Genomic DNA, 13092 nt, shown 5'->3' on the forward strand with positions numbered 1-13092 from the left:
AACTAGGCTTGTGCGCCGGCGTGTTTGGCGTGCACCTCATCGGCTGGACGCGCCTCGGTCTGGTCCTTGGCCCAGCGGTAGTCGGGCTTGCCGGCCGGGGACCGCTTGACCTCGTCGACCAGCCAGAGGCTGCGCGGCACCTTGTAGCCGGCGATCTCGCTGCGGACGAACGCATCCAGGTCGGCCAGCGCAGGCTTGGTCCCCTCACGGGGCTGCACGACGGCCGCGACGTGCTGGCCGAAACGCGGGTCCGGAACGCCGACGACCAAGGCGTCGAACACATCCGGGTGACCCTTGAGCGCGGCCTCGACCTCTTCGGGGTAGATCTTCTCGCCACCGGAGTTGATCGACACCGAGCCGCGGCCCAGCATGGTCACGCTGCCGTCGGCCTCGACCTCGGCGTAGTCACCCGGGATGGCGTAGCGAACGCCGTTGATGGTCTTGAAGGTTTCGGCCGTCTTCTTCTCGTCCTTGAAGTAGCCGACCGGGATGTGGCCGCACTTGGCGATGATGCCTCGGACGCCGGACCCGGGAACGACCTCGTTGCCGTCCTCGTCCAGGACCTTGGTCTTCTTGTCGATGGTGACGCGCGGGCCTCCGGTGTGGGACTGCCCCTTGGCGACGATGCTGGTGCCACCGAAACCGGTCTCCGACGAGCCGATCGAGTCGGTGATGATCCGGTTCGGCAGCAGCTCGAGGAATTTCTCCTTGAGGCTGGTGGAGAACAGGGCGGCGGTGCTGGCCAACAGGAACAACGACGACAGGTCGTACTCGTTGCCGGCGTCCTGGTGGGCCAACAGGGCGTCCAGCAGCGGCCGGGCCATCGCGTCGCCGGTGAAGAACAGCAGATTCACCTTGTGCTCGTGGATCATTCGCCAGGTGGCGTCGGCGTCGAACTCCGGCATCAGCACCACGGTGTGGCCGGTGAACATGGCCATCCAGGTGGCCGACTGGGTGGCGCCGTGGATCATCGGCGGAATGGGGAGGCGGATCATCGGCGGGTTGGCGGCGGCCTGCTTGGACAGGTCGTACTCATCGGCGATCGGCTCGCCGGTGGCAAAGTCGGTGCCGCCGAACAGAACTCGGTAAATGTCCTCGTGGCGCCACATCACACCTTTGGGGAATCCGGTGGTGCCGCCGGTGTACAGCAGGTAGATGTCGTCTTCGCTGCGCGGACCGAAATCGCGCTCGGGGGAGCTGTCGGCGATGGCCGAGTAGAACTCGACGCCGCCGTAGCGCTGGAAATCGTCGTCCGAACCGTCCTCGACCACCAGGATCGTCTTGAGCAACGGCAGGTCGGGCAGGACGTTGGCGACCCGGTCGGAGTACTGACGCTCGTGGATCAGCGCCACCATGTCCGAGTTGTCGAACAGATAGCGCAGCTCGCCCTCGACGTAGCGGAAATTGACGTTGACCAGAATGGCGCCGGCTTTGACGATGCCGAGCATGCCGATCACGATCTCGATGCGGTTGCGGCAATACAGCCCAACCTTGTCGTCCTTCTTGACGCCCTGCGACTGGAGATAGTGGGCCAGGCGGTTGGCCTTCTCCTCCAACTGGGCGTAGGTCAGCTGTTCGTCGCCGCAGATGAGTGCGACGCGGTCCGGCACAGCATCGATGGAGTGCTCGGCAAGATCGGCGATGTTAAGAGCCACGGTTACCTAAACTAGAACGTGTTACATTTTGTGACAAGTCTAACGAAATTCAGCCCGGAGGTTGGTATCTGTGAGTGAGCCCGACGTCAGCAAATCAGCTGGCCCCGACGCCCTCATTGAGCAGCGCGGACACACCCTGATTGTCACCCTGAACCGGCCCGAGGCGCGCAACGCGCTTTCGTCAGAGATGCTCTCGATCATGGTCGAGGCCTGGGACCGCGTGGACAGCGATCCGGAGATCCGGACCTGCATCCTGACCGGCGCCGGCGGCTACTTCTGCGCAGGTATGGATCTCAAGGGCGCCACCAAGAAGCCGCCGGGCGACTCGTTCAAGGACGGCAGCTACGACCCGTCGCGTATCGACGGGCTGCTGAAGGGCCGTCGCCTGACCAAGCCGCTGATCGCGGCAGTCGAGGGCCCGGCCATCGCCGGCGGCACCGAGATCCTGCAGGGTACCGACATCCGGGTCGCCGGCGAGAGCGCCAAGTTCGGCATCTCCGAGGCCAAGTGGAGCCTCTACCCGATGGGCGGCTCGGCGGTACGCCTGGTGCGCCAGATTCCGTACACCATCGCGTGCGACATGCTGCTGACCGGCCGGCACATCACCGCGGCCCAGGCCCTTGAGTACGGGCTCATCGGGCATGTGGTGCCGGACGGCACCGCGCTGGAGAAGGCCCTTCAGATCGCCGAGGTGATCAACAACAACGGCCCGCTGGCGGTGCAGGCAATCCTCAAAACGATTCGCGAAACCGAGGGCATGCACGAGCTTGATGCCTTCAAGCCCGACACCGCCAACGGCATTCCCGTGTTCCTGTCCGAGGACTCAAAAGAAGGTCCGTTGGCTTTCAAGGAGAAGCGCGCGCCGCAGTTCAAGATGCGCTGATGCGTATCGCGGTCACCGGCGGCACCGGGTATCTCGGTGCCCACACGGTTCGCGCCCTGTTGGGCGCCGGCCACTTTGTTCGGCTGCTGGTGGTGCCCGGCGGCGCCGATGACGCAGTCATCGCGGCATTGCAGCCGTTGGGGCCGCTGGAAGTCTTGCCCGGCGATATCCGTTCTGCGGAAACGATTTCGGCGCTGCTGACCGGGTGTGACGCGGTATTGCATGCGGCCGGCGTGGTCGGCACCGATAGTCGACGCACCCAGTTGATGTGGGACATCAACGCTTACGCCACAGAGTCGTTGTTGATGCGGGCTGCCGAGCTCGGGCTCGACCCCATCGTGTCGGTTTCGTCGTACAGCTCGTTGTTCCCGCCGCCGGACGGTGTCATCGGGCCGGACACTCCCCCGGTGCCCGGCCGCAGCGACTACGCGCGCACCAAGGCCTACGCCGACACCGCCGCACGCCGGTTGCAGTCGGCCGGGGCACCCGTCGTGGTGACGTATCCGTCGTCGGTCGTCGGACCGGCCTTCCACACCGCTGTCGGTGTGACACAACGTGGTTGGGATCCGATCGTCCGGGCCAGGGTGGCGCCGCGGCTGCGTGGCGGCATGCAGATGATCGATGTCGGCGACGTGGCCGCCGTACACACGGCATTGATGGCGCCCGGTCGCGGCCCCAAAAGGTACGTCTGCGGCGGCGTCATGCTGACCTTTGATCAGATGATCGACGCACTCGAGGCCGCTGTGAGACAGCCGATCCGCCGGATTCCCTTATCCCCCGGCCTGTTTCGCGGGATCGGTCGATTGGCTGACTTCGCCGGCAAGTGGCTGCCACTGGCCGATGGCCTCAGCTATGAAGCGGCGATGCTGCTGACTGCCGCGGTGCCGACCGATGATTCGTTCACACTGTCCGACCTCGGCCTGACCTGGCGGGATCCCCGCGAATCGATCATCTGCTCGTTTGCCTGACGGCGACTTCGGCGCACTGCGTCACGCTCGGCGATACGAAGTGCGCGATCGCATGGGTCACGGCAGTACCGAGCACCACCCGCGTTGGGGCCAGTGACTACCGGGTTCGGACGGAGGCTCGTACGCTGTACGCAATTCACGGGAGGACACGCAGATGCAGCCCAACCCACTCGATCCGGTCGCCAGCGAGCGACTGTCTCACGCCGACAAACTATTCACCTCCGACCTGTCGATCAACGAGTTCGCCCTGCTGCACGGCGCGGGGTTCGCGCCGATGGAGCTCGTGATGGGCGCGTCGGTCTACCACGTCGGATATCAGTTCACCGGCCTCAAGCAGCAGGCGGAACTGCCGATCCTCACCGAGGCCACCTACCGGGCACGGTGGAACGCGATGGCGCGCATGCAGGCTGAAGCCGACGCACTGGGTGCCGATGGCGTGGTCGGCGTCCGACTCGACTGGCGTCACGTCGGCGAAGGTGAACACCTGGAGTTCATCGCGGTGGGAACAGCGGTGCGCTACACGGCCCAGCCCGGTGCCTACCGCCGCGCCAGCGGGCAGGCGTTCAGCAGTCACCTCGGTGGGCAGGACCTGACGACGTTGCTGCGCTCCGGGTTCGCACCTGTCGCGTTCGTCATGGGCAACTGTGTCTATCACGTCGCCGTACAGGGATTCATGCAGAACGTGAAGCAAATGGGCCGCAATGCCGAGATGCCGCAATGGACCCAAGGCAATTACGAGGCACGCGAATTGGCGATGTCCCGTATGCAAGCGGAGGCCGAACGCGACGGCGCCAGTGGTGTGGTCGGCGTGGAATTCGCCATATCGAACTACGCGTGGGGACATCACACGGTGGAGTTCTACGTCGCGGGCACTGCGGTCCGGCGCGTCGGCGAGGGCGAGACCATCACGCCGTCGTTCGTCCTGCCGATGAGCGGGTGATGACCGGCTTCGATCCCTCCCGGGTGAGCGACACGGTGGCCGCGGCACGGTCCGGGCCCGCGGGCGTCGGATCGGTGGTCGCCGTATTCAGCACCGTCCCCGGCGTCGTACACACACCGGCCCGGCGCAGCCTGTTCCGCTCTACACCGGCGCGAGTCCAGATCGCCGACTGGCGCTACGAGATCGCCCAGGACGGACGTCTGCGGGCAGCCCACGTGGTGGGCGACATCGTGATCGCCGAAGAGACGCTCAATGCGGACGCGGTGGGCCCACATATCGCGCGCTCCCTGGCGCAGCTGATCGACCGATACGGGTCCACGATCTGCCCACACATCGACGCCGCCGTCGACGCCCTCAGGATCAGTCTCGGCGAGGGGTAGTCGACGGCTCCGACCTCAGAGCACCCGGGCCGTCGGGGTGAACACCACCGGCATCGACTCCGGGCCGCTGACGAAGTTGGCCGCACGCAACGGCACCACCGCACCATCGGCCAGCCGCAGATCGGGCAGCCGCTGCATCAGCTTCTGGGTCATCAGCTTCAGCTCCAACCGGGCCAGCTGGTTACCCAGGCAGAAGTGAGTACCGAAGCCGAAGGCCAAGTGACTGTTGGGATTCCGATCAATCGTGAAGTCATCCGGGTTCGCGAACTGCTCCCCGTCGAAGTTCGCCGACTCGAACATCAGCATGACCTTCTCATCCTTCTTCAGCTCGGTGCCGTAGAAGACGGTGTCCGCGGTCAGGACGCGGCACATGTTCTTGATCGGTGAGGTCCACCGCAGCATCTCCTCGACAGCACCGGGCATCAGCTCGGCGTCGGCGGTCAACCGGTCCCACTGATCGCGATGCCGCAGCAGCTGTTCGATGCCGCCGGACAACGTATGCCGGGTGGTCTCGTCGCCGCCGATCAGGATGAGCAGCGTCTCCATGACGATCTCGTTGTCGTCCATCCGCTGTCCGTCGACCTCGGAATTGATCAGCACGGAGAACAGGTCATCGGTGGGGTTGGCGCGCCGGTCGGCGATCACGCCCATGGTGAAAGCGGTATATGCCGCAAAGGTTTCCATCAGCTTCTGGATCGCCGACTCGTCCAGATGCGAGGACAGCCCAGACACCAACTCGTCGGACCAGTTGAGCAGCATCTCGCGCTCTTCCGGCACCACGCCCAGCATGTCGCCGATCACGGCCATGGGCAGCGGAGCGGCCAGCTCACGGACGAAGTCCGCGGAGCCCTTCTCGCAGACGTTGTCGATCAAGGCGTCGCACAGCCGCTCGATCGACGGCACCTTGTCCATCACGCGCTTGCGGGTGAAGCCAGCGTTGACCAGCTTGCGCCGCACCAGGTGTGCCGGATCGTCCATATCGATCATGTACGGCATGCCCGGCTGATCCGGGCGGATACCGCCGGCGTTGGAGAACAGTTCGGCGTTGCGCTCGGCGTCGAGCACCGCCTGGTAAGTGGTCACCGCTACCTGCCCGTTGCGGTCCCGGAACACCGGCTCGTTGGCCCGCATCCAGCGGTAGGCCTCGCGCGCGGCCGGCCCGTCGGCATAGAACCGGCCATCGGTCAGGTCGACATCGGGCCTGGTGATAACACTTGTCACTTGATCTCCTGAGCGTCGGCGAAAGTCATGTCCACGTTGTCAGCGGAGCCGGAGAGCATGGCGCGTTTCGGCAAACCGAGTGCGGCCAGTTCCTGGGCGTACGGGTGGTCGCCCAGTCGGACCGTCACCCCTGCAGGTCGGTAGCGCACCCCGGTGGGCCTCATCACGCCGACGGTCTCGCGCGTGACGCCGTCGAGATGCGAATAGGTCGGGTGTGCCTGCGGTTTGGCCGGCGCGGGCACCGGCAGGCCGGGCCGGAAATCCATCCCGACCGCGAATCGGCCGTCGATGCTGACGTCGAAGCCGAAATTCTTACCGCGACGAACCCCGGCCGGACTGTCCGCTCCGCGGACAGCGAAGTCCGCCATCACCTTTGGGTAGCCCCAGATCGATCGCCCGGCCTCCAGCGTGAAGGCCTGGTCGACAGGTAGGTGGTGGATGAATGCGCCCGCCGACTGCAGTGCGCGTAGGCCCGACGCATTCGAGCCGGGCGGGTTCACCATCACATTGGTGCCGTACTCGTAGTACTGCCCGAGATCGCTGTCGACGTAGTGCATCAACATCAGCACCGCCACGGCTCGGCGCGGTCGATACCGGCACACCTGCAGGCCGCTGTAGTCGATCATGCGTTGCGCTGCATCGGCGTCGACCGAGAACATCGCCATGTGCTGCGCCGCCTTGCGCACCCGCACCGGCATGGTCAGCACGGTGCCGGCGATGGTGTGCCGCGAGGGCCCGGCGGCGTCAGTCACATCGCAAATCTAGAACACGTTATAGACAACTTGCAAGAAGTGTCTACTGACGCCCGCAGAGCGTCGCTATACCAGCGCAGCCAGCTGGTTGATCTGCTCAACCGACTTGGCCCCGACCACCATCATGGTGACGCCCGAGGCCTCCCAGGCCTTGATCTGCTCCTTGACGTAGTCCAGGTTGCCGACGATCGCGGAGTCATCGACCAGCTCGTCCGGAATCACCTTGGCCGCTTCGTCTTTCCGATCGCTCCGGAACAGCTTGGTCACATCGTCGACGACCTCGGCGTAACCCATCCGCCGGTACACCTCGGCGTGGAAGTTGGTGTCCTCCGAACCCATGCCACCCATGTACAGCGCCAGGTGCGGCTTCATCATCTCCATCACCATCGGCCGGTCGTCGGTCACGACGATCTGTGCGGTGGCACAGATTTCGAAGCTTTCCCGGGTGCGATGGGCGCCGGCGCGCGCGAAGCCCTCGTCCAGCCACTCGTTGTACATCCCCGAGATCCGCGGCGAGTAGAAGATCGGCAGCCAGCCATCGGCGATCTCGGCGGCCAGCGCGACGTTCTTGGGCCCTTCGGCGCCGAGCATCACCGGGATGTCAGCGCGCAGCGGGTGGGTGATGGGCTTGAGTGGCTTGCCCAGACCAGTGGTCCCCGCACCCGTCACCGGCAACGGGTAGTGCGGGCCGGCGCTGGTCACCGGGGCTTCGCGGGCCCAGACCTGGCGCAGGATGTCGATGTACTCACGGGTGCGGGCCAGCGGCTTAGGGAACTTCTGCCCGTACCAGCCCTCCACCACCTGCGGGCCCGAGACGCCGAGGCCCAGGATGTGCCGGCCGCCGGACAGATGATCGAGGGTCAGCGCGGCCATCGCGCATGCGGTGGGCGTACGGGCCGACATCTGGATGACCGAGGTGCCCAGTCGCATCCGGGTGGTCTCCCGCCCCCACCACGCCAACGGTGTGTAGGCGTCCGAGCCCCAGGCCTCGGCGGTGAAGACGGTGTCGAAACCGGCTTCTTCCGCGGCGGCGACGAGGACCGCATGATCCGTGGGCGGCTTGGCGCCCCAGTAGCCGAGCTGCAGACCGAGCTTCATTGACGACTGCCTTTCTCGTGAGTCCGGGTCGGACCTTGCCACGATTGTTAGAACCTGTTCTACTCGATGCCGTGAGCGCTAGCCAAAGCAGCCCAGCCCAGATAGCAGGCCATGAGCCGCCCCTCTCAGCTCCGCTGAAACTGTCATTCGACTACACCCGTTCAGTGGGTCCGGTCCTCAGCCAGTTCTTCACCGCGCTGCGTAGCCGACGTATCGTCGGCACCCGCGGGTCGGATGGCCGGGTGCACGTACCTCCCGCCGAGTATGACCCCGTCACCTACGACGCCCTGACCGAGGTCGTCCCGGTCGAAAGCGTCGGCACCGTGGTGTCGTGGACCTGGCAGCCCGAGCCGTTGGAAGGCCAGCCACTGCCGCGACCGTTCGCGTGGGCGTTGATCAAGCTCGACGGAGCCGACACTCCGCTGTTGCACGCGGTGGACGCCCCGGAAGGTTCGCTGAAGTCCGGCGACCGGGTCCGTGCGCACTGGGTGGACGAGCCCGTCGGTGCCATCACCGACGTCGCGTACTTCGTGCCCGGCGAGGACGTAGTTGAACCATTGCCGGCCGACGACCGCGACCCGGTCACCATGCTTGTCGTGCCGTCATCCATCGAAATCCAGCACACCGCATCGCATCCCGAGACGGTGTTCCTGCGCGGCCTGCAAGAGGGCAAGCTGCTCGGCGCCCGCACCAAGGTCGGCCGCGACGGCAAGCCCGGCGCGGTGCTGTTCCCGCCCAAGGAAGCCGACCCGGCCACCGGCATGGAACTCGACGAGTTCGTCGAGCTGCCCGACTACGGCACGGTCACCACATTCGCGATCATCAACATCCCGTTCCCGGGCCAGCGCATCAAGCCGCCCTATGTGGCCGCCTACGTCCTACTGGACGGCGCAGACATCCCCTTCCTGCACCTGGTCACCGAGATCGACGCGGCCGACGTCCGGATGGGCATGCGAGTGCAGGCGGTGTGGAAGCCCCGTGAGGAGTGGGGCCTGGGCATCGACAACATCTCGCACTTCCGGCCCAGCGGCGAACCCGACGCCGAATACGACTCCTACAAGCACCACCTGTAAAGGGATCTGATGACTTCCAGCGATGTAGCGGTCGTCGGCTTCGCGCATGCCCCGCATGTGCGCCGCACTGACGGCACCACCAACGGCGTCGAAATGTTGATGCCGTGTTTTGCCAAGCTGTTCGGCGAATTGGGCCTGCAGCAGACCGATATCGGCTTCTGGTGCTCCGGCTCTTCGGATTACCTTGCCGGCCGGGCATTTTCGTTCATCTCGGCGATCGACTCGATCGGCGCCGTACCGCCGATCAACGAGTCGCACGTGGAGATGGACGCGGCCTGGGCGCTCTACGAGGCCTACCTGAAGATCCTGACCGGCGAGGTGGACACCGCTCTGGTCTACGGCTTCGGCAAGGGCAGCGCCGGCAATCTGCGTCGGGTACTGGCCCTGCAGACCGATCCGTACACCGTCGCGCCGCTGTGGCCGGACGCAGTCTCCATGGCGGGTCTGCAGGCCCGCTTCGGCTTGGATGCCGGTAAGTGGACGGCAGAGCAGATGGCCCAGGTGGCGCTTGACTCGTTCGCGGCGTCCCCACGAGTCGACAGGGTCGAAGCCGCATCGAGCGTCGGTGAGCTGCTGGACCGGCCGTTCTTCGCCGACCCGCTGCGCCGCCACGACATCGCGCCGATCACCGACGGTGCCGCCGCGATTGTGCTGGCCTCGGCCGACAAGGCCCGCGAACTGCGCGAAAACCCGGCCTGGATCACAGGTTTCGAGCACCGCATCGAGACCCCTATCCTCGGTGCCCGCGATCTGACGGTCTCGACCTCGACTGCCGCGTCGGCCGCGGTCGCCACCGCCGGGGACACCGGTTCGATCGACATCGCCGAACTGCACGCGCCGTTCAGCCACCAGCAGTTGATCCTCGCCGAAGCGATCGGCCTGGGTGCGGCGACGAAGATCAACCCGTCCGGTGGTGCGCTGGCCGCGAACCCGATGTTCTCGGCCGGCCTGGAGCGCATCGGCTTTGCCGCCGAGCACATCTTCAACGGCACCGCGAACCGGGTGCTGGCCCATGCCACGAGCGGTCCTGCGCTGCAACAGAATCTGATCGCCGTTCTGGAGGGTAAATAGCAATGGCTAAGAATCTCGCTGCGGTGCTCGGTACCGGGCAGACCAAGTACGTCGCCAAGCGCACCGACGTCTCGATGAACGGCCTGGTCCGCGAAGCCATCGACCGGGCACTCGTCGATTCGGGGTGCACCATGGCCGACATCGACGCCGTCGTGGTCGGCAAGGCCCCGGACTTCTTCGAGGGCGTGATGATGCCCGAGCTGTTCATGGCCGACGCCACCGGCGCCACCAACAAGCCACTGATCCGGGTACACACCGCCGGTTCGGTGGGTGGCTCGACCGCAATCGTCGCCGCCAGCCTGGTGAAGTCCGGCAAGTACCGCCGGGTGCTGACCATGGCCTGGGAGAAGCAGTCCGAGTCGAATGCCATGTGGGCGTTGAGTATTCCGGTGCCGTTCACCAAGCCGGTGGGCGCCGGTGCGGGCGGCTACTTCGCCCCGCACGTGCGGGCCTACATCCGCCGCTCGGGCGCGCCGAACAACATCGGCGCCATCGTCGCGGTCAAGGACCGGCTCAACGGCGCCAAGAACCCGCTGGCCCACCTGCACCAGCCGGACATCACCGTCGAGAAGGTGATGGCATCGCAGATGCTTTGGGATCCAATCCGTTTCGATGAGACCTGTCCGTCCTCAGACGGTGCGGCCGCACTGGTGATCGGCAATGAGGAAGTCGCCGAGGCCCGCATCGCCGAGGGACACCCGGTGGCGTGGATCCACGCCACGTCGCTGCGCACCGAACCGCTGGCCTACTCCGGTCGCGATCAGGTGAATCCGCAGGCCGGCCGCGACGCTGCCGCCGCCCTGTGGAAGGCCGCCGGCATCACCAGCCCGATCGACGAAATCGATTGCGCCGAGGTGTATGTGCCGTTCTCCTGGTACGAGCCGATGTGGCTGGAGAACCTGGGCTTCGCGCCCGAAGGCGAGGGCTGGAAGCTGACCCAGGCCGGCGAGACAGCGATCGGCGGCAAGATTCCGTTCAACGCCTCCGGTGGCGTGCTGAGCTCCAACCCGATCGGCGCATCCGGCATGATCCGGTTCGCCGAGTCCGCCATCCAGGTGATGGGCAAGGCCGGCGACCATCAGGTGCCCGGTGCCCGCAAGGCCCTGGGGCACGCGTATGGCGGTGGCGCACAGTACTACTCGATGTGGGTGGTTTCTGCGGACAAGCCGGGCGCCTAGTCCGGATGAGCAAGATGAAGTACACGGTCAGCGTGGCGATGGGCCCGATCGAGGACATCATCGAGATCGCCAAAACCGCTGAAGAGGTCGGCTTCGAGGCGATCGCACTGCCGGACTCGCTGTTCTACATGGAGAAGCAGGCCGCGGACTATCCGTACACCCCGGATGGTTCGCGGATGTGGAACGCCGAAACGCCGTGGGTGGATCCGCTGATCGCCGCCGCGGCCATGGGTGCGGTGACCAGCAAGATCCGCTTCTACACCAACGTGATGAAGCTGGGCTCACGCAATCCGCTGCTGCTCGCCCGTCAGGTCGGCTCGGTGGCGAACCTGACCGGCAACCGGTTCGGCTTCGGTGTCGGAATTGGCTGGGCACCTGAGGAATTCGAGTGGTGTGGTCAGCCGTACGCCAAGCGCGGCGCCCGGGTCGACGAGATGATCGAGGTCATCAAGTTGGTACTCGCCGGCGGCATGGTCGAATTCCACGGCAAGTTCTACGATTTCGAACGCCTGCAGATGAGCCCCGCACCGTCACAGCCCGTGCCGTTCTATGTCGGCGGGCACACCGAGGTGGCACTCAAGCGAGCTGCCAAGGTCAGTGACGGCTGGACCAGCGCGATGATGACCTGCGCCCAGCTTGCCGACACCGTCACCCAGCTCAACCAGTTGCGGTCCGAATACGGAAGGGCCGATGCGCCTTTCGAAATCCAGGCGGTCTGCATCGACAAGTTCGGGGTGGACGGCCACCGCGAGCTCGCTGCGGCCGGCGTCACCGACAACATCGTGATCCCGTGGATCTTCGACGGCCTGGCGTTCGACGCCCCGGTCGAGAAGAAGAAGGATTCACTCAAGCGATACGCAGACACCCACATCCACTCCGGCTGGCAGGACTGACATGACCGTCTCCGATCCGAACCACCCCGCACACCTGGCCGGCAAACGGTCCCGCGACGCAGTGGCCGCACGGGACAAAGAGGCATGGTTGTCCGTGTTCGCCGACGACGCGATCGTGCAAGATCCGATCGGACCGTCGTTCCTCGACCCCGAGGGCAACGGGCACCGCGGCAAGGAAGCCATTGCGGCGTTCTGGGACAAGTCGATCGCGCTGACCGACAAGCTGGAGTTCAACTTTCTGCAGACCTACCAGTGCGGTGACGAGGAAGCCAACGTCGGCAATATCGTCAGTACCTTCGGAGAACACCAGGTCGTCACCGAGGGCGTGTTCACCTATCGGGTGAATGAGGCGGGGCAGATGTTGGCGCTGCGCGCCTACTGGGAAGCGCCGCACTAACGTCCGGCAAACGGCCAAATCGCCCTCAGAACGTCCAGGAGCCCGACGGTTGCAGGACGAATCCGTGCCCACCATCGCTCTTGTCGAAGCACGCGGTGACGTTGCCCGCTGCGATGCCACAGGTGGTGCTGCCCACGACCACTTTCTGACCCACCGTCATGACGTCGGCACCGGCGAGGTCGCTCGGACAATCGCCGCGGTAGCTGCTGAGCACTCCCTCATTGGCCGAACGTAGCTGTGCCACACCGAAATCACACGGCGTGGTCGCAGTCGAGTCAGTGGTGACCGACAACCCCCGCAGGCCGGGAAGCGGTCCGTAACACCGCGTCACCGGGCCGGTCCCGTCCAGGGCACTGATGCCGCAATACACCCCATCCGGCGTGGAGAACTTCACCGTCTGCTGGGGGCCTCCCCGGTACAGCACCTGGTGGGTATCGGTCACCACGGCGAAACCCGTGAAGTCCGGAAAGCTGGGCGGCGCCGCCTGAGCAACCGGGGCCGCAGCGCTCGCAACGGCGACCGTGACCACGCAGACTTTGAGCATCATCGGATCAGTGTTGGCCGGACGTCGCCTCGTAGGGCG

14 protein-coding genes are annotated in these 13092 nt (G+C 65.6%); 9 read left to right on the forward strand and 5 right to left on the reverse strand.

Annotated features, from left to right (window positions below; translation table 11 throughout):
• Positions 1–2: 2 nt before the first annotated feature.
• Entirely contained in the window at positions 3–1655 is a 1653-nt protein-coding gene (locus tag ABIA30_RS10775; RefSeq protein WP_370064919.1) for an acyl-CoA synthetase, read from the reverse strand.
• 70 nt (positions 1656–1725) lie between these two features.
• Between ABIA30_RS10775 and ABIA30_RS10780 the strand changes: the two genes are divergently transcribed.
• The 4 genes from ABIA30_RS10780 to ABIA30_RS10795 all read left to right on the forward strand — a co-directional run bounded on the left by ABIA30_RS10780 (position 1726) and on the right by ABIA30_RS10795 (position 4826).
• Positions 1726–2538 carry a crotonase/enoyl-CoA hydratase family protein gene (locus ABIA30_RS10780; RefSeq protein WP_370064921.1) on the forward strand — a complete coding sequence of 271 codons (813 nt, stop codon included), beginning with the start codon at positions 1726–1728 and terminating at the stop codon, positions 2536–2538.
• Complete coding sequence (locus tag ABIA30_RS10785) at positions 2538–3506, forward strand: NAD-dependent epimerase/dehydratase family protein (RefSeq protein WP_370064923.1); 969 nt, start codon at positions 2538–2540, stop codon at positions 3504–3506. Before ABIA30_RS10780 ends, ABIA30_RS10785 begins: the two co-directional genes overlap by 1 nt.
• 154 nt (positions 3507–3660) lie before the next feature.
• Positions 3661–4446 carry a heavy metal-binding domain-containing protein gene (locus ABIA30_RS10790; RefSeq protein WP_370064925.1) on the forward strand — a complete coding sequence of 262 codons (786 nt, stop codon included), beginning with the start codon at positions 3661–3663 and terminating at the stop codon, positions 4444–4446.
• A complete protein-coding gene (locus tag ABIA30_RS10795) occupies positions 4446–4826 on the forward strand; it encodes a DUF5073 family protein (RefSeq protein WP_370064927.1) in 381 nt (126 codons plus the stop codon). Before ABIA30_RS10790 ends, ABIA30_RS10795 begins: the two co-directional genes overlap by 1 nt.
• Before the next feature lie 15 nt (positions 4827–4841).
• Here ABIA30_RS10795 and ABIA30_RS10800 read toward each other — a convergent pair whose 3' ends face one another.
• The 3 genes from ABIA30_RS10800 to ABIA30_RS10810 form a co-directional block, all read right to left on the reverse strand.
• Positions 4842–6047 (reverse strand): cytochrome P450, encoded by a 1206-nt coding sequence (locus ABIA30_RS10800; RefSeq protein WP_370064929.1) that lies wholly within the window; start codon positions 6045–6047, stop codon positions 4842–4844.
• Positions 6044–6745: an acetoacetate decarboxylase family protein gene (locus ABIA30_RS10805; protein WP_370065515.1), complete on the reverse strand. Its 702-nt coding sequence runs from the start codon at positions 6743–6745 to the stop codon at positions 6044–6046. The genes ABIA30_RS10800 and ABIA30_RS10805 overlap by 4 nt, the downstream gene beginning before the upstream one ends.
• A 120-nt stretch (positions 6746–6865) precedes the next feature.
• Positions 6866–7897 carry an LLM class F420-dependent oxidoreductase gene (locus tag ABIA30_RS10810; RefSeq protein WP_370064931.1) on the reverse strand — a complete coding sequence of 344 codons (1032 nt, stop codon included), beginning with the start codon at positions 7895–7897 and terminating at the stop codon, positions 6866–6868.
• A gap of 71 nt (positions 7898–7968) precedes the next feature.
• Here ABIA30_RS10810 and ABIA30_RS10815 point away from each other — a divergent pair, with 71 nt between their 5' ends.
• From ABIA30_RS10815 to ABIA30_RS10835, 5 genes are read left to right on the forward strand one after another with little or no spacing between them, the layout of a single operon-like run.
• Complete coding sequence (locus tag ABIA30_RS10815; RefSeq protein ID WP_370064933.1) at positions 7969–8970, forward strand: Zn-ribbon domain-containing OB-fold protein; 1002 nt, start codon at positions 7969–7971, stop codon at positions 8968–8970.
• Between the two features lie 9 nt (positions 8971–8979).
• Positions 8980–10041 (forward strand): thiolase domain-containing protein, encoded by a 1062-nt coding sequence (locus ABIA30_RS10820; RefSeq protein WP_370064935.1) that lies wholly within the window; start codon positions 8980–8982, stop codon positions 10039–10041.
• A 2-nt stretch (positions 10042–10043) separates the two neighbouring features.
• Positions 10044–11219, forward strand: coding sequence for a thiolase domain-containing protein (locus tag ABIA30_RS10825; RefSeq protein ID WP_370064937.1), 1176 nt, complete (start codon positions 10044–10046; stop codon positions 11217–11219).
• Between the two features lie 14 nt (positions 11220–11233).
• Positions 11234–12112 (forward strand): TIGR03619 family F420-dependent LLM class oxidoreductase, encoded by an 879-nt coding sequence (locus ABIA30_RS10830; RefSeq protein WP_370065517.1) that lies wholly within the window; start codon positions 11234–11236, stop codon positions 12110–12112.
• Between the two features lies 1 nt (position 12113).
• Entirely contained in the window at positions 12114–12509 is a 396-nt protein-coding gene (locus ABIA30_RS10835; protein WP_370064939.1) for a nuclear transport factor 2 family protein, read from the forward strand.
• A 25-nt stretch (positions 12510–12534) separates the two neighbouring features.
• Here ABIA30_RS10835 and ABIA30_RS10840 read toward each other — a convergent pair whose 3' ends face one another.
• Positions 12535–13056, reverse strand: coding sequence for a hypothetical protein (locus ABIA30_RS10840; protein WP_370064941.1), 522 nt, complete (start codon positions 13054–13056; stop codon positions 12535–12537).
• Between the last annotated feature and the right edge of the window lie 36 nt (positions 13057–13092).

The sequence above is a fragment of the Mycobacterium sp. MAA66 genome, assembly GCF_041261665.1.
Lineage (GTDB): Bacteria > Actinomycetota > Actinomycetes > Mycobacteriales > Mycobacteriaceae > Mycobacterium.

What these genes read in the sequence shown, in the direction of transcription:
- ABIA30_RS10785 (WP_370064923.1), top strand. Translation starts at nt 2,538, where the DNA reads ATGCGTATCGCGGTCACCGGCGGCACCGGGTATCTCGGTGCCCACACG.
- ABIA30_RS10790 (WP_370064925.1), top strand. Translation starts at nt 3,661, where the DNA reads ATGCAGCCCAACCCACTCGATCCGGTCGCCAGCGAGCGACTGTCTCAC.
- ABIA30_RS10795 (WP_370064927.1), top strand. Translation starts at nt 4,446, where the DNA reads ATGACCGGCTTCGATCCCTCCCGGGTGAGCGACACGGTGGCCGCGGCA.
- ABIA30_RS10805 (WP_370065515.1), bottom strand. Translation starts at nt 6,745, where the DNA reads ATGCCGGTGCGGGTGCGCAAGGCGGCGCAGCACATGGCGATGTTCTCG.
- ABIA30_RS10810 (WP_370064931.1), bottom strand. Translation starts at nt 7,897, where the DNA reads ATGAAGCTCGGTCTGCAGCTCGGCTACTGGGGCGCCAAGCCGCCCACG.
- ABIA30_RS10820 (WP_370064935.1), top strand. Translation starts at nt 8,980, where the DNA reads ATGACTTCCAGCGATGTAGCGGTCGTCGGCTTCGCGCATGCCCCGCAT.
- ABIA30_RS10825 (WP_370064937.1), top strand. Translation starts at nt 10,044, where the DNA reads ATGGCTAAGAATCTCGCTGCGGTGCTCGGTACCGGGCAGACCAAGTAC.
- ABIA30_RS10830 (WP_370065517.1), top strand. Translation starts at nt 11,234, where the DNA reads ATGAAGTACACGGTCAGCGTGGCGATGGGCCCGATCGAGGACATCATC.
- ABIA30_RS10835 (WP_370064939.1), top strand. Translation starts at nt 12,114, where the DNA reads ATGACCGTCTCCGATCCGAACCACCCCGCACACCTGGCCGGCAAACGG.
- ABIA30_RS10840 (WP_370064941.1), bottom strand. Translation starts at nt 13,056, where the DNA reads ATGATGCTCAAAGTCTGCGTGGTCACGGTCGCCGTTGCGAGCGCTGCG.